Below are 16,025 nucleotides of genomic sequence, written 5' to 3'. Positions count from 1 at the left end.
TCCTCTCATTAGGAGATTTGCCCTCATGACTCAGAAGAGCCCCGCAGACGGGCGCGATAACAACCACTTTGACGTGATCATCATCGGTTCGGGCATGTCCGGCACCCAAATGGGAGCGATTCTGGCCAAACAGCAGTTTCGCGTGCTGATTATCGAGGCGTCGTCGCACCCGCGCTTCACGATCGGCGAATCGTCGATTCCCGAGACGTCGCTGATGAACCGCATCATTGCCGATCGCTACGGCATTCCAGAACTCGATCACATCACGTCGTTCTACTCAACGCAGCGTTATGTGGCGTCGAGCACCGGCATCAAACGCAACTTCGGCTTCGTGTTCCACAGGCCGGGTCAAGAACACAACCCGAAGGAGTTCACGCAGTGCGTCATTCCCGAGCTGCCCTGGGGGCCGGAGAGCCACTATTACCGGCAGGACGTCGACGCCTATTTGTTGCAAGTCGCCATTAAATACGGCTGCACGGTCCTCCAGAATACGAAAGTGACCGAATTCCACGCCGATAAAGACGGCGTCGCGGTAACCACCACGCAGGACGAACGCTTCACCGGCCGCTACATGATCGACTGCGGAGGGCCTCGCGCGCCGCTCGCGGTCAAGTTCAATCTCCGCGAAGAGCCGTGTCGCTTCAAGACGCACTCACGCAGCCTCTACACGCACATGCTCGGGGTCAAACCGTTCGACGACATCTTTAAAGTCAAAGGACAGCGCTGGCGCTGGCACGAGGGGACCTTACACCACATGTTCAAGGGCGGCTGGCTCTGGGTGATTCCGTTCAACAACCACCCGCGCTCGACCAACAACCTGGTGAGCGTCGGCCTGCAGCTAGACCCGCGTGTCTACCCGAAAACGGACATCTCCGCGCAGCAAGAATTCGACGAGTTCCTCGCACGCTTCCCGAGCATCGGGGCGCAGTTCCGCGACGCCGTGCCGGTGCGCGACTGGATCAGGACCGACCGCCTGCAGTTCTCATCAAGCAGCTGCGTCGGCGACCGCTACTGCCTGATGCTGCACGCGAACGGCTTCATCGACCCGCTCTTCTCCCGTGGGCTAGAGAACACCGCGGTGACTATCCATGCGCTCGCGGCTCGCCTCATCAAGGCACTGAACGACGACGACTTCTCCCCGGAACGCTTCGAATACATCGAACGCCTGCAGCAAAAACTTTTGGACCACAACGACGACTTCGTCAGCTGCTGCTACACGGCGTTTTCGGACTTCCGCCTGTGGGACGCGTTCCACCGGCTATGGGCCGTCGGCACGATCCTCGGGCAGTTCCGGCTCGTGCAGGCGCACGCAAGGTTCCGCGCGTCGCGCAACGAAGGCGATCTCGATCACCTTGACAACGATCCCCCGTACCTCGGGTACCTGTGCGCAGACATGGAGGGCTACTATCAGCTGTTCAACGACGCCAAAGCCGAGATCGAGGCCGTAAGCGCCGGGCATAAGCCGCCCAAGGAGGCCGCAGCGCGGATCCACGCCCTCATCGACGAACGGGACTTCGCCAAGCATATGTTCGGCTTCGGCTACTGCATCACCGGGGAAAAACCGCAGCTCAACAACTCGAAGCACAGCCTGCTGCCGGCGATGAAGCTGATGTACTGGACACAGACCAGCGCGCCGGCAGAGGTGAAAAAGTACTTCGACTACAACCCGATGTTTGCGCTACTCAAGGCGTACATCACCACCCGCATCGGCTTGATGCAGAAGAAGTAGCCGGCCGTCGAGGAGCCAAAAACGATGAACGATATTCAATTGAATCAGGCAAGCGTCAAGGCGCATCCCCCGAAGGCATACGACGCAACAACATCCGTGGCCGCAAGCTGGTACGTTGCGATACGCTCAAGCGACCTCAAGGACAAACCGAAGGCGCTGACGCTCTTCGGCCGTCCGTGCGTGGCGTGGCGCGGCGCGACAGGACAGGCCGTGGTGATGGATCGCCATTGCTCGCACCTCGGCGCGAACCTGGCCGACGGGCAGGTCAAGGACGGCTGCATCCAGTGCCCGTTTCATCATTGGCAGTACGACGAGCAAGGCCAGTGCGTTCACATTCCCGGCCACAGTCAGACGGTGCGCAGCCTGGAACCTGTGCCACGCTCGGTGCGTCAGCCGACGCTGGTCACCGCCGAACGATACGGCTACGTGTGGGTCTGGTACGGCTCCCCCGAGCCGCAGCATCCACTGCCCGACATCGCCGCCGCCGACGTCGACAACGATGATTTTATGCACCTGCATTTCGCGTTCGAAACCACGACGGCGGTCTTGCGCATCGTCGAGAACTTCTACGACGCGCAGCACGCGGCCCCGGTGCACGAGCTCCCGATCTCGGCCTTCGAACTCCGGCTGTTCGACGATTGGCGCCAATGGCCGGAGGTCGGGCCGCTGGCCCAGTCAGGCGCGTGGTTCGGCGCCGGGATCGACTTCACCGTGGACCGCTACTTCGGGCCCTTCGGCATGCTGGCGCGTGCGCTCGGTCTGAACATGTCGCAGATGAACCTGCACTTCGATGGCTACCCCGGCGGATGTGTCATGACCGTCTCTCTGGACGGAGACTTCAAATACAAGCTGCTCCAGTGTGTGACGCCGGTGAGCGACGACAAGAACATCATGCACATGCTTATTTCGATCAAAAAGGTGGGCGGCGCCCTGCGCCGCGCGACCGACTACATGCTGTTCGGACTGCAGACCAGACAGGCGGCGCAGTATGACGTCAAAATCTGGAACGGGATGAAGCCGGACGGCGGCGGCGCGTACAGCAAGTACGACAAGCTGGTGCTCAAGTACCGGGCGTTCTACCGGGGATGGGCCGACCGCGCGGTCAGCGAGCGGTGATGCGTGAGTTGGGGGTCTTGCCCGGATGGGGGTCGGAGACGTCGTTTCGCCGGCTGCTGACAAGCCTGACGAGCGGCGTCACAGATAGCACGGTGTGAGGATTCCGGCCATTTTAAAGCCTGTGATTATATACGCCTTTACCTTAGTCACTCCCCTCGCGCATTGAAACCTTGGGCGTAGTTGGCTATGTTACGGCCATGTCAATTAACAAGGAATGTTGCTCATCGTGAAGAGGTTGCCTGATAACCTGTACCACCTGTTCTATGGGGAACTTGTACCTGAACTGTATGACCGGATCGTCACACCATCCCGTGCATGGGATAAAATTTGTCGCCGCTATACATTCGATCATAAAAGCGCCATAGGTTTTAGTAACTTTGGTTCAGATATCAAGGAACGCGTTGCCTGGGACTCTTCCCCGGTTGATGAGCAAGGCTATTATGCCAAGTCGATAAAACACAACATCGAGCATGGTGACGTTGTTTATATCGACACCAAGTCACTATGGAACCCGTTAGACTTCGCGTTTTACATCAATCATCAGGGGTTTCTGGTATCAAATTCTGGCTACAGCGCCTTTAAGCTTGATGGCGCCAACCGAATTATTCACTATTACGAGCAAGCTGTCGCATCGCGTCGCGGACAAAGCCGCCCGCGAGCTACCGTTCGGCCTGTTCCACAGCAGCCTCAAACCGCTAAAAAAGCGCTCAATACGTTAAATAGCAAAGCAGTTGGACGGTTGCTAGCCGCAGGCGGGATATATAACCAGAATGTGGAGGGGTTTGCTGAAACAGCAAAACAGCTCGGTGGAGAGGCTGCGGATGGATTTAATCAGGTTGCAAACCCTCAGTCTATTGGCTCGCTGATCGCACTATCATCCATCGTGGCCGTGGCAAAGCTTCCAAGTGGTGGCGTAGCCAATGTCAAATCACTGGAAGAACTACAACAATTCTTGGGTACATATAAAGGCGAGCGTAAATTACTGGATAATATCGATGTTATTAAGATGAACTATGTTCGACGTTCCAGAGAGGAAGCAAAACTATTACGCAGAGAATTTGATGGAAAAGTAAGGAAAAACTTTCTTAAGTCTATTTCTGATAACCCTGAGGCTACCAGAAGGTTTAACTCTGATGATTTAGAGCTCATAGCCAAAGGAAGGGTTCCTGAGGACTGGTCAGTTCATCATAAACTTCCATTAGACGATAGCGGAACTAATGACTTCAATAATTTAGCTCTTATTAATGAGCGGTATGAACACGCTGTATTTACAACTACACAATCTCGTATTACCAGAGGAATGTCCTCAGGGGAGTCGCGTGAAGTACTTTGGCCTGTACCTAAAGGCGTTATCTATCCGTGAGATTTAAAATGAAAAATATGAATGATATTGTCGAAGAAATTCAAAAACTTGCTGAGTTGTTAGAGTACCCCGTGTACCCTGGTGTTACAGCTAACCTACCGTATTATGATTTCGGTAGGAAAATTGGCTCTCAGCAACATGATTTTTGGGCACAATATGGTCAGTTTATCCGTCTAATGGATGGTTTTCAGATAGATGGCATTCGTATATACGGCCTGGAAAATCATGGGAAGTCCAAGTATAACCGACTCATCGAATACAATGATGAACTAACCTTGATATCCCAAAAAGCCCCTAATGCTTATGTTGAATCATATGATCATCTAATCGTTATTGGAAATAATGGAACAGATACTTTCGTATACGACGTCCGTACACAAAAATGGGATATGCGGGATCGTATTGCCATTGATGAATCCTACGAATCTCATGACACATTTGAAAGTTTTCTATCCTCAGTAGTGAAAACTATACAGGTGAATAATGCCTAAAAAAAATTATAGATAGACCCTCCTCCCCTATCTGTAACTCTAGATAATGGAATATTTATCAGGTATATGATTTCCTGATAGACCCAGTGATTTGGTCGGGATTTTTTCCAAAAAACTTACCCCTATTCGTAATTTTCTTGGACAAGTTGAGCGCTTTCACCGAACGATGTAATTGCCGCCGTAGTGCTTAACCCAGTTGGCAACGACGATTGCATGCTTGCTTGATGCCGCCAGAAACGACAGTTCCCAGCGATGCGCGAATAACAATATAACACAATAAAATCAACAAATTAAAAAAAGACCGAATACGATTCCTATATTCGGTCTAGGGAAATGGCTCTTGGGAGAGAGCCGTGCGCTAAAAGTTGGCATTTATTGCAGGGCTTGTTCAGCCATGCACTTTAAGCGTAGCCTACACGGCGGCTTTTGCCAGCCAGACGCACGGCGGGTGATAGTTTGCAAGCGGCATCAAATGCGTACAGAATTCACCCAGTCGTTAACTTATTGATAAGCCTACGCGGCGCTTTGCCTCACTTGGCGCACAGCGTTTGTGCACGCTCGCGGAACGGCTCGACGCTCATTTTTTCTCCGGGGTTATTGGCGTCATCCAGCAGGATGGTTGCCAGCGGCTGTGCGCGCTGCTGGCCGGATGTCACCTGTGCCTGCGCAATATCGTTCAGCGGATACTGCATCAGCGTGCTGTTGTTCAGCACAAACAGCGCGCCGTCTTTACGGCACTGCAGGGTGACTTCCTCTTTGGTAAACGCCCACTGCTTGCCGAATTCCAGCTTGGTGACATTTTCCAGACCTTCCGCGGCCAGTGCGCCGCCTGCGCCCGCCAGCAGTGCGAGGGCTAATAATGCACGTTTCATGTGATGACCTTAAGTAGCTATTTGATTCAATTTTCCCGTAATTCAGGGGAGTACCGCAAGTCGCAATATCAATTTGGCGCATAGGTGGCAAACAGACTGACCAGCAGCAACACCGCCCCGCCCAGCGCCAGCTCGCTCCAGCAGGCCCAAACCACGCCGCGCTGGGCAAGGTTGGGCACGCTGCGCATCGCCGGGACGATCGCATACCGGTTGGTCAGCGCCACGCCCACCATCAGCAGCACCAGCGCGCTTTTTATCAGCAGCAAACGCTGATACGGCGATGACACGTCCAGCGGCCACCCGCCGACGATCATCAGGCTGTTGAGGACGCCGGTTATCAGCACCACCGCCACCGCCAGATGTCCCCAGCGGGAAAAACGGATCAGTGTGCTCACCGCTTCTGCACGCCACGCTGCCGGGTGCAGATAACGCAGGCAGACCAGCAGCGGCAGCAGGCTGCCAAACCAGTAGCCGGCGGCAAGCAGATGCAGCGCATGGCTAACACGATGCAGCGTGCCGAACAGACCGGTGTGCATCGCCGCATGGCCGATAAAAGCCATACTGATCAGCAGCAGCCCGCCCAACATGGCGCTCGCCCCGGCGCGCAGGCGCAGCGGCAACCACAGCGCCGCCAGCGATAATGCCGACAACGCCAGATGCCAGCGCCACACTTCACCAAAGGTGGTGCCCAGCACCGCCAGCCAGACATCCCACTGATAGGTATCCTGCCAGCCGTCGCCCATCTGACCGGCCTGCACGGCCAGCAGCGCCACGGCAGAAACGGCAGCCGCCAGCGCCGACATCGTCAGCCAGGGACGCAAATCGCGGGAAAGTAACGCAGAGAGCCGCTGCGGCGACAGTAAGGCGGTGAACAAACCAATGCCGAACATCAGCATCACCGCCGTAAAGTGCACGAAGCGACACAGGACAAACAGAGTCGCCAGGGTCATCGGTTATTTTACGGTAAAGCTGTATTGGCCTTTGGTTTTATGTCCGTCAACGGAAACCACGTGCCAGTCGACCTGATATTTCCCCGCCGGCAGCGCTTCCGGAATCGGAATGGTGGCTTTGGCATTATCCTTGGCGTCCAGTTGCAGTTTGCCGATTTTGACCGCTTTATTATCCGGGCCGATCAGTTTGACTTTGCTGAAGCCCGGTTCAATACCTTCCGAGAAGCTGAGCGTCAACGCCTGCGGCGCCGGGCTGACGGTGGCATCCGCCGCAGGCGTTTGCAATTTAAGGTGAGCATGCGCTAAAACCTGCTGCGAAGACAAACCGACAAACAGCGCGAACAGCGTGGCGAGCAGACGAGATGAGGAGCGAATTTTACCGATCACAGTGGTATCCCTTAATACAAAGATGAGGACGGAATACCCGTCAGCCTTCGGGGTGCAGGCAGCCTGGCGCTCCTGCCAGCCGAATAATACGGGTACTCGCGTGTCACGACCACGCCAGAGCCATATATCCCCTACGACCCGCGTTGCGTGCGGCAACCCAATTCATTGAGGGGGAGTCAGCAGCCCCGACCCGGCATGATGGCAACGCCGTGGGAACAGGAACAAACCGTGCGTGACGCACGCAGAAAACCTCTTCCGAACAGCGTATTCTGTTAGATCATAACGATGAGTTATCATCAAGTCGAGCACATCGCTGCCATTTTTCAAAATGGCAGCACGTTTCGCTGTATAACCGCAATAACGGCAGGCATAAAAAAACCGCGCCGGCATTATCTGCAGGCGCGGCTGTTTCCGGGCTGAAAATTACAGCTGGCCGTTGCTGTCTTCGCCGCCGGCCGCGCCCATTTTCTTCAGATCCTTGTCGATAAAGAACAGCGCTTTGCCGCTGGTACCGACCAGCGCCAGCTTATCCAGTACGGATTTGAACAGTTTCTCTTCTTCATGCTGCTCGGCAACGTACCACTGCAGGAAGTTGAAGGTCGAGTAATCATGGGTGGTCATCGCCACATGCGCCAGTTCGTTGATCTGACGGGTAATCAGTTGCTCATGTTCGTAGGTCTGCTGGAACACATCGGCCAGCGACTCAAACTCTACCGGCGGCGCGGCAATACTGCCCAGCACTGGCAGCGCACCGGTATCGCTCAGGTAATCAAACAGACGCTGCATATGCTGCATTTCTTCCTGTGAGTGCTCTTTCAGGAAGGCTGCAGCGCCTTCAAAGCCTTTATCCGCACACCATGCGCTCATCTGCAAATACAGGTTCGCTGAATAAAACTCAAGGTTGAGTTGTTCATTCAACTGCTTTGTCATTTCTTGCGTCAGCATAGTTATTCCTTTCAATTTTGCAGGCCAATATTTTATATGTGCCGTATTATGCACTGCCAAAAACAAAATAAAAACAGTTGATTTACATCAAATGATGATTAATTTAAATATTCTTATTTATCATTTGGTTAAAATTAAAACCCGCCAGTGTTAATATTTATGATAATTATTTTCATCTTGCCTGAGATCTAAAGGCGAATCATTCTTATTTGAAATAACAACAATAGATATCACAAATAAAAACAATGACGACATTAGCTGCCCAGCTATATAAAAATAATTATCATTACCCCATAAGGCGCTCGCAGCGTCACGCCGGGCTTGCCAAGCGCTGCGCGGTGCATTACCTTCTGCGCAGATAAATGCGGTATCAGTAAGGAGCATAGCGTGGGATACAATCTGGCAGAACTCTCGAAAGAAGAGATGGACAAGGTTAACGTGGATTTAGCCGCTTCCGGCGTGGCGTTCAAAGAACGCTATAATATGCCGGTGATTCCTGAAGTGGTGGAGCGTGAACAGCCGGAATACCTGCGCGACTACTTCCGCGAACGCGTCATCCACTACCGGATGGCGTCGCACAAGTTCTCTCGCCTGCCTTACGAACCGAAAAGCAAATAACAACAGCGGCGGATGCGGCTCTCCGCATCCGCCGCGCGCTTACACCGTTTTACCGGCAAAACGATCGGTAGCCAGCATCAGCTGGTGCAGAATCCCCGGTTCATCAAACGAATGCCCTGCCCCTTCTACAATATGCAGTTCAGCTTCCGGCCATGCCTGCGCCAAATCCCAGGCGTTTTGCACCTGGCAGGCCATATCATAGCGGCCATGTACAATCACCGCAGGGATATGGCGAATCAGCGGCACGTTGCGCAGTAGCTGATCGTCGCTCTGCAAGAAGCCCTGATGGGTGAAATAGTGATTTTCAATGCGGGCAAACGCCAACGCAAAGTCATCTTCACCAAACGCCGCCGACTCGGTACTTGGCAACAGCGTGACGGTTTCCCCTTCCCAGATGCTCCACAGTTTCGCCGCTTCCAGCTGTACTTCCAGATCTTCGCTGGTCAGTCGCCGGCGATAGGCGGCGATCACATCCTGACGCTCCTCGGCGGAAAGAATCGACAGCACGCGCTGCCATTTTTCCGGAAAGAAGCGTGAGGCGCCATCCTGGTAATACCAGGACAGTTCCTGTTTACGCAGCGTAAAGATGCCGCGCAGCACCAGCTCGCTGACGCACTGCGGGTGCGTTTGCGCATAGGCCAGTGCCAGCGTCGAGCCCCAGGAACCGCCGAAAACCAGCCACTGCTCCACGCCGGCCATTTCACGCAGCCGTTCGATGTCGTCGACCAAATGCCAGGTGGTATTGTTGTCCAAACTGGCGTGCGGCCGGGAGCGCCCGCAGCCGCGCTGGTCGAACAGCAAGACTTTATAACGCTCCGGGTCAAACAGCTGCCGATGATAAGGGGCAATACCGCCCCCCGGCCCGCCGTGGATAAACACCGCCGGTTTCCCCTCCGGGTTACCGCTTAATTCCCAGTAGATCCGATGACCGTCCCCGGTATCCAACCAGCCACTGTCATACGCTGCTAACGGCGGATATAACCCGCGTAATTGTTCCATTGCGCTTTCCGTCTCTCTGTGAATGATGCTTTCATCAAAGCCCATGCATGCCATCAGGTCAACGGCAAAACCTGAAAACTCCGACAGATAACGGGCAGTTCACGTTCGTTTGCTTAAAATGAATACGACCGGCTATTGCATTGCTTATCATTACGTCACCTTTCGGCGTTTTTCTCACCAGCGGCCAGCGCCTCTACGGCAACGAACGTTTGGCGACAAACTCAACAACCGTTATGCTGGGAGGAAAAAGAGGAAAGCATGACATGACGTTACGCATTATTGACACTGAAACCTGCGGCCTGGACGGCGGCATTGTTGAAGTCGCCTCCATCGATCTGATCGACGGTCAACTGGCCAATCCGATGAGTGATTTGGTATGCCCGGACCGCCCCATCAGCATTGATGCGATGGCCATCCATCATATTACGGAGGCGATGGTCGAGGATAAACCCCGTATCGCCGTCGCCATTAGCCGCTATCTCGGCAGTGATTACTACGTGGCGCATAATGCCGCCTTCGATCGCGGCGTGCTGCCGGAGATGCGGGGCCGCTGGATCTGCACCCTCAAACTGGCGCGCATGCTGTATCCGGATATCAAGTACGGCAACCAGTATCTGCGCTATGCGCTGAATCTCGACGTGCAGCTGCCGCAGGACAATACGCTGTATCCGCACCGGGCACTGTATGACTGCTACGTCACCGCCGCCCTGCTGCAGCGTATTATCAAGGACTCATCCTGGAGCGCCGAAGAGATGGCCGATATCACCGAGCGGCCGTCGCTGATAAAAACGTTTAAGTTCGGCAAATATCGCGGCCGGCTGATTGAGCAGATCGCCCAGGAAGATCCGGGCTATTTACAGTGGATGCTGAAAAATCTCACCGATCTCAACCCGGATATGAAACACACGCTGAAGTACTATCTGATTGGCTGACAGAACGGGCGGCAGCGCGGCCGCCCGTTCTGCTTTACTCGGCCAGCGACAGAATAAAGGCGTATTCCAGCGCGATATCCTCATAGGCTTTGAAACGGCCGGATTTACCGCCGTGGCCGGAATCCATATCGGTATACAGCAGCAGCTGACGGTCATCGGTTTTCAACTCACGCAGCTTCGCCACCCACTTGGCCGGTTCCCAATACTGCACCTGCGAATCATGCAGGCCGGTAGTCACCAGCAGGTGCGGATACGCCTGCGCCTGTACCCGATCGTAAGGGCTGTACTGTTTGATGTAATCGTAATACGGCTTCTCATTCGGGTTGCCCCACTCATCGTATTCGCCGGTGGTCAGCGGAATGGACTCGTCCAGCATGGTGGTCACCACGTCAACGAACGGCACCTGTGCCACCACGCCGTGGAACAGCGCCGGCTGCTGGTTGATCACCGCCCCCATCAGTAAACCGCCGGCGCTGCCGCCCATGGCGTACACCTGCCCGGCGGCGCCGTAGCCCTGCTCAACCAGCGCTTCGGTGACATCAATAAAGTCGTTAAAGGTATTTTGCTTGTTGAACAGTTTGCCATCTTCATACCACAGCTGCCCCAGTTCGCCGCCGCCGCGAATATGCGCCAGCGCGAATACAAAGCCGCGGTCCAGCAGGCTCAGGCGGCTGCCGCTAAAGGCCGGATCCATACTGCTGCCGTATGAGCCATAACCGTACACCAACAGCGGATTGCAGCCCTGGTTAAAACGGTCCGCCCGGTACACCAGCGAAACCGGCACTTCAACGCCGTCGCGCGCCTTCACCCACACCCGCTCGCTGCGGTAATTTTCCGGCGTAAAGTTATTCACCTCTTGCTGTTTGAGCAGTTTGCGCTCACCGCTGTCGAGGTTCAGTTCATACAGGCTGGCCGGGGTGGTCATGGAGGAGTAGCCATAGCGCAGCAGCGCGGTTTCCGGCTCCGGGTTGTAGTCCAGCCAGGTGACATAGGTCGGATCGTCGAAGGCGATACGCTGCTCTTCACCGCTGCACCAGTGGATTTGCCGCAGTTGCGTCAGGCCGGCGCTGCGCTCTTCCACCACCAGCCAGTCGCGGAACAACTCAAAACCTTCCAGCATCACGTCATCGCGCGCGGCAATCAGCGTCTGCCACTGCGCTTCGTCCGCAACGTCGCTCTGGTACAGGCCGAAATTTTTACCGTCTTTGTTCGAGCGGATATAGAACGTCTGCCGATAGTGATCGATGGCATATTCATGATCTTTGCGGCGCGGCACGAAAATCTGCGGCGTCGCATCGGGCCGATCGGCGTCCAGCAGCAGGATTTCCGAGGTGGTGGTGCTGCTGAGGTGGATCAGGATATAGCGCTCTGAGGTGGTTTTTTCCAGCCCGACGTAAAAGGTATCGTCGGTTTCTTCATATACCAACCGATCGTTTGCTGGATCCGTCCCCACGATGTGATGGTAGACCTGATACGGCAGCAGCGTCTGCGGATGTTTGCGCACGTAATACACGCTGGCGGAATCATTGGTCCATTCGAAGTTGCCGGAGGTGTTTTCCAGCACTTCTTCCGCCCAGGCGTCATTCTGAAGATGCTTAAAGCGGATGTCATATTGGCGGCGCGACAGGAAGTCTTCCGCCACTGCCATCATGCGGTTGTCCGGGCTGATGTCCAGACAGCCCAGGGTATAAAACTCGCGCCCCTGCGCCCGCTGGTTACCGTCCAGCAACGTCTGCCAGGCATCGCTTTCCGCCGCCGGCTGGCGCACATAGAGCGCATATTCATTGCCGGGTTCATAGCGCGTCTGGTAGCGGTAGCCGTTGCGTACATAAGGTGCCGAGTGCTCCTGCTGCGGAATTCGCGCCACCATCTCTTGATACAACGCTTCACGCAGCGGCTGCTGCGGCTGCAGCATCGCGTCGGTGTAGGCATTTTCCGCCTGCAGATATGCCAGCACCTGCGGATCGCTGCGCTCGTCATCGCGCAGCCAGTAGTAGTCATCAACGCGGGTATCGCCGTGCAGCGTCATCGGATACGGGCGTTTTTCCGCCTTCGGAGGGGTCATCATTACCAAATCATCCACTTACGTCTATTGATGGGCGTAAGGGTGGCATGATTGCCCCTGCCTTAACAAGTAGGCGCCGCTGCTTTTATCCTGCGGCGCCGCATTGCATTACGCCAACTCACGCTTTTTCTGATTCACATCGCCCTCGATGCCCTGTTTCACATCGTCGGGAATTTTCAGCGAGCGCGCCAGCGCGTCAAGATAGCCGCGCTCCATAAAGTGATCGACATCGATCACCATACAGCTGAGGTAATACACTTCCAACGCTTCCTCTTCGTTCTTTACGCCGAGCGCCAGCGCATCGGGATTGAGCGGCTGTTCTATCGCCTGCTGCACCCAGGCCTGCGCTTCGTCGCCAATCTGCAGCTGCGTCAGGCTGTCGTCAATGGCACGACGCTCGTCATCATCAATATGACCGTCACTTTTCGCCGCAAACACCAGCGCCTGCACCAGCCGCTTGGCGCGTAGATCGACCGGCGTCGACTGCATGCCGAACTGCGGCTCATCCTGATGGGTATCTTTCACCCGTGATTTGTATTTGTTCCACAGCACCGCGCCTGCCGCGGCGCTGCCGCCGATAATCAGTGCGTTTTTACCGAATTTACCGACCAGCTTGCGCGAGGATTTATTCGCCAGTAATACGCCAACCAATCCGCCCAGCGCGCCGGGCGCCAACAATTTGCCGATGCCTTCTGTACTGCTGTTCGCGCCTTTTTTTTGCCCCAACAGCGATTGAATCTGCTGCATCCAACTGTTTTTCATTGCATCCCCTCGCATGGATAGTAAAGCGAACGGGCACCTGTGCCGGAACGCTGCTAAAACTCCAGATTAGGGGATTTTTTGTCAATTAACGTATGGCGGGGAAAATTTGTGTGAGGCATTAGGCAAGTTGACAGGAAAGATTCGCCAATCAGGGCGCCTGCGTCGCGCCCTGGCGCAGGAGTTACTGCGGTTCGCTGTAAGCGATATCGCCGGTCTTGCAGTTAAGCGTGACGCGATAGGTTTTATCCGCCTTGCTGCCGCGCACCGTTAGCGGCACCTGCCAGAGGTCGTCCTCACCGCTGACCGCATCCGGGCTGACCCAGGCGACCGGCGTTGCGGTACCGAGCAGTTTTTTATCCGATGCCCAACGCGTGATGCGGTTTTGCAGGAAATCGCGCTTTACCTGTGCGGCGACGTCCGCCGCCTGCAGCCCGGCGCACAGACCAACCTTCGCCGTCCGCTGCTCATGCTGCTGCGCCTGAGCACTGCCGGTAAAACCCAAAATAACCGCCAGCACGGTGGCCAGCCCCAATCCTGTTGCTCTCATATACCCTCCAGTTGTCATTACACTACCCGGAGAGCGCTGACTGGCATCAGGCCTGGCAGGCGATCAACGTTTACGAAACACGATCGCAAACAGTTCATCCACCCCCGGATAGATCTCCTTGATAACCTGCCTCAGCGCATCGAGCGACATGTTTTCCTGCCTGGCGTGCTGTTCGGTCAACGCGTCCAGACGAACCGGCGTCACTGACAACACCTCGATAAAACAGAAAAACGCTCCGTCTTCGTGGCGACTGACGCGTAATACGTCGCCGGGCTGGAAATGCGATTCGCTGGTATCACGCAGGGTGATGGTTTTACGTTCGGCTAAAATATCCTGCTCGAAACGGCTGAAGAACGTGATTTCACCGCCCATCTTAGATCCTTTTTCATCACAATGCTGCAACATAGTGATTAAGCAGCCTGTTTTTCCGACGCGCTTCCCGCTTTTGTCGCCGCCTTCTTGTCACTCTTCGGTTTTGCCGCCTTAGCGTCCGCCTGCTGTGGTGCACCGCCACGCAGAATGTGCGTCAGCATCTCTTTATGTTCCGCCAGGAAGAAGCTCAGCGTGTCACGCTGCTCTTCATCCAGCACCAGCGGCGCCTGCTGCAGCCATTCACCGAGATTATCGGCCAGATCGAGCATTTTGTCGTAAGCGTCGGCTTCCTTTTTGCTGGCGAACGTCATTTTTTCCTCACCGTTTCTGACCACTACGTATTTAACTTCAACCGCCATGCGTATTCCCCAAAAGATTTAAATACTGTATATAAACACAGTATAAGTAATACCACGCGGAGGCACAAGCGGCCTCCGCGGTTAATTATTTCAGCAGGCGCGCCTTGCAGTTTTTCCCTTTGATTTTACCTTCACGCAGGCGCTGCAGCGCTTTACGGGCGCTGTTCTTGCGGATGGCCACATAAGCATGCATCGGGAACATATCAATTTTTCCGACCTCCGCCGCAGTCAGCCCCGCTTCGCCGGTCAGCGCTCCCAGAATATCGCCGGGACGAATTTTCGCCTTGCGGCCGCCGTCGATGCACAGCGTGGCCATCTCTGCTTCCAGCGGCGCGTTGCTCGCCCCGCTCAGTTCGCTTACCCGCGCCCACTTCAGATCTAGTTGCAGATACTCTTCCAACGCATGCGCCCGCGCCATTTCCTGCGGCGTACACAGCGTGATCGCCAGGCCGCTCATGCCGGCGCGGCCGGTACGGCCAACGCGGTGCACGTGCACTTCCGGGTCGAAAGCCATTTCGTAGTTCACCACCAGCTCAAGATCTTTGATATCCAGCCCACGCGCGGCGACATCGGTCGCCACCAAGACGCGGCAGCTGCGGTTGGCAAAACGCACCAGAACCTGATCGCGGTCGCGCTGTTCCAGGTCGCCGTGCAGCGCCAAGGCGCTGATATCACGTGCTTCCAGCGCATCGCACACGCTCTGACAGTCGCGCTTGGTGTTGCAGAACACCACGCAGGAAGCCGGCTGATAATGCCGGATGGCGGCCAGCAGCAGCGCCGGACGCTGGTCGCGCGTCGTCTCATAGAAGCGCTGTTCGATGGTAAGCGGCGCATCATCGTCGTCCACTTCCACGCTGAGCGGCGTACGCTGTACGCGGGCGCTGATACGCTCAATACCGTCAGGATAGGTGGCGGAAAACAGCAGCGTCTGGCGCTGCGGCGGCGTATAGGCAATCACATCGTCGATATCGTCGGCGAACCCCATATCCAGCATGCGGTCGGCCTCGTCCAGCACCAGCACGTTCAGCGCGTCCAACTGCAGCGTTTTTTTACGCAGGTGCTCCTGCACCCGCCCTGGCGTTCCCACCACGATATGCGGCGCATGCACCAGCGAATCCAGCTGCGGCCCCATCGGCTGGCCACCGCACAGCGTCAGGATTTTAATATTCTGGGTAAAGCGCGCCAGACGGCGCAGCTCTTTGCTGACCTGATCGGCCAGTTCGCGCGTCGGGCACAGCACCAGCGCCTGCGTCGCCACCTGCCCGACATTGATTTTATCCAGCAGGCCAATGCCGAACGCCGCCGTTTTACCGCTGCCGGTTTTTGCTCTGGCGCGTACGTCCTGCCCTTGCAAAATTGCGGGCAGCGCCGCGGCCTGCACTGGCGTCATGGCGGCATACCCCAGTTCGTTGAGGTTGGCCAACTGTGCGGCTGGCAGCGACAGGGAAGAAAAGGAAACTGTGCTCACGGCGATAAACTCTTTATAGGCGGATGAAAAGGCGGCGCTGCCGGTCGGCA

Annotated in this window: 17 protein-coding genes; 6 read left to right on the top strand and 11 right to left on the bottom strand. The window is 55.7% G+C overall.

The window, feature by feature from the left end:
- Positions 1–25 precede the first annotated feature (25 nt).
- The 4 genes from HF675_RS10340 (at position 26) to HF675_RS10325 (ending at position 4,699) form a co-directional block, all read left to right on the top strand.
- Positions 26–1,729 carry an NAD(P)/FAD-dependent oxidoreductase gene (locus HF675_RS10340; RefSeq protein WP_187044554.1) on the top strand — a complete coding sequence of 568 codons (1,704 nt, stop codon included), beginning with the start codon at positions 26–28 and terminating at the stop codon, positions 1,727–1,729.
- A gap of 24 nt (positions 1,730–1,753) precedes the next feature.
- Entirely contained in the window at positions 1,754–2,845 is a 1,092-nt protein-coding gene (locus HF675_RS10335; protein ID WP_105231468.1) for a Rieske 2Fe-2S domain-containing protein, read from the top strand.
- A gap of 226 nt (positions 2,846–3,071) precedes the next feature.
- Positions 3,072–4,208, top strand: a complete 1,137-nt coding sequence (locus HF675_RS23795; RefSeq protein WP_255427349.1) for an HNH endonuclease — start codon at positions 3,072–3,074, stop codon at positions 4,206–4,208.
- 8 nt (positions 4,209–4,216) lie between these two features.
- Entirely contained in the window at positions 4,217–4,699 is a 483-nt protein-coding gene (locus HF675_RS10325; protein ID WP_145961119.1) for a YrhA family protein, read from the top strand.
- Positions 4,700–5,229: 530 nt separating this feature from the next.
- Here HF675_RS10325 and HF675_RS10320 read toward each other — a convergent pair.
- From HF675_RS10320 to ftnA, 4 genes are all read right to left on the bottom strand, one after another.
- Positions 5,230–5,571: a YebY family protein gene (locus HF675_RS10320; protein ID WP_111736936.1), complete on the bottom strand. Its 342-nt coding sequence runs from the start codon at positions 5,569–5,571 to the stop codon at positions 5,230–5,232.
- A gap of 68 nt (positions 5,572–5,639) precedes the next feature.
- Entirely contained in the window at positions 5,640–6,521 is an 882-nt protein-coding gene (copD, locus tag HF675_RS10315; RefSeq protein ID WP_187044552.1) for a copper homeostasis membrane protein CopD, read from the bottom strand.
- A gap of 3 nt (positions 6,522–6,524) precedes the next feature.
- Positions 6,525–6,908 carry a CopC domain-containing protein YobA gene (yobA, locus tag HF675_RS10310; protein ID WP_187044551.1) on the bottom strand — a complete coding sequence of 128 codons (384 nt, stop codon included), beginning with the start codon at positions 6,906–6,908 and terminating at the stop codon, positions 6,525–6,527.
- A gap of 423 nt (positions 6,909–7,331) precedes the next feature.
- Positions 7,332–7,853, bottom strand: coding sequence for a non-heme ferritin (ftnA, locus tag HF675_RS10305; RefSeq protein WP_105231474.1), 522 nt, complete (start codon positions 7,851–7,853; stop codon positions 7,332–7,334).
- Positions 7,854–8,240: 387 nt separating this feature from the next.
- Here ftnA and HF675_RS10300 point away from each other — a divergent pair, with 387 nt between their 5' ends.
- A complete protein-coding gene (locus HF675_RS10300) occupies positions 8,241–8,471 on the top strand; it encodes a DNA polymerase III subunit theta (protein ID WP_105231475.1) in 231 nt (76 codons plus the stop codon).
- A 39-nt stretch (positions 8,472–8,510) separates the two neighbouring features.
- On the opposite strand, the gene pip is transcribed toward HF675_RS10300, so the two are convergent.
- Positions 8,511–9,470 (bottom strand): prolyl aminopeptidase, encoded by a 960-nt coding sequence (gene pip, locus HF675_RS10295; protein WP_105231476.1) that lies wholly within the window; start codon positions 9,468–9,470, stop codon positions 8,511–8,513.
- Between the two features lie 263 nt (positions 9,471–9,733).
- On the opposite strand from pip, the gene exoX reads away from it, so the two are divergent.
- Positions 9,734–10,402 carry an exodeoxyribonuclease X gene (gene exoX / locus HF675_RS10290; RefSeq protein ID WP_105231477.1) on the top strand — a complete coding sequence of 223 codons (669 nt, stop codon included), beginning with the start codon at positions 9,734–9,736 and terminating at the stop codon, positions 10,400–10,402.
- 34 nt (positions 10,403–10,436) lie between these two features.
- On the opposite strand, the gene HF675_RS10285 is transcribed toward exoX, so the two are convergent.
- From HF675_RS10285 to dbpA, 6 genes are all read right to left on the bottom strand, one after another.
- Positions 10,437–12,470 (bottom strand): S9 family peptidase, encoded by a 2,034-nt coding sequence (locus HF675_RS10285; RefSeq protein ID WP_187044550.1) that lies wholly within the window; start codon positions 12,468–12,470, stop codon positions 10,437–10,439.
- Positions 12,471–12,575: 105 nt separating this feature from the next.
- Positions 12,576–13,229, bottom strand: a complete 654-nt coding sequence (locus tag HF675_RS10280; RefSeq protein ID WP_105231479.1) for a tellurite resistance TerB family protein — start codon at positions 13,227–13,229, stop codon at positions 12,576–12,578.
- 181 nt (positions 13,230–13,410) lie between these two features.
- A complete protein-coding gene (gene yebF, locus HF675_RS10275; RefSeq protein ID WP_187044549.1) occupies positions 13,411–13,776 on the bottom strand; it encodes a protein YebF in 366 nt (121 codons plus the stop codon).
- Between the two features lie 63 nt (positions 13,777–13,839).
- Positions 13,840–14,148 (bottom strand): N(4)-acetylcytidine aminohydrolase, encoded by a 309-nt coding sequence (gene yqfB, locus HF675_RS10270; protein WP_187044548.1) that lies wholly within the window; start codon positions 14,146–14,148, stop codon positions 13,840–13,842.
- 38 nt (positions 14,149–14,186) lie between these two features.
- Complete coding sequence (locus tag HF675_RS10265) at positions 14,187–14,507, bottom strand: YebG family protein (RefSeq protein WP_111736929.1); 321 nt, start codon at positions 14,505–14,507, stop codon at positions 14,187–14,189.
- A gap of 85 nt (positions 14,508–14,592) precedes the next feature.
- A complete protein-coding gene (gene dbpA, locus HF675_RS10260; protein WP_105231483.1) occupies positions 14,593–15,975 on the bottom strand; it encodes an ATP-dependent RNA helicase DbpA in 1,383 nt (460 codons plus the stop codon).
- Positions 15,976–16,025: the final 50 nt, after the last annotated feature.

Origin of the sequence: Serratia sp. JUb9, assembly GCF_014298095.1 — a bacterium.
GTDB lineage: Bacteria > Pseudomonadota > Gammaproteobacteria > Enterobacterales > Enterobacteriaceae > Serratia_B > Serratia_B rhizosphaerae.
Note: the sequence above shows the minus strand (reverse complement) of the source record. Positions and strands in the feature narration are given on the sequence as shown.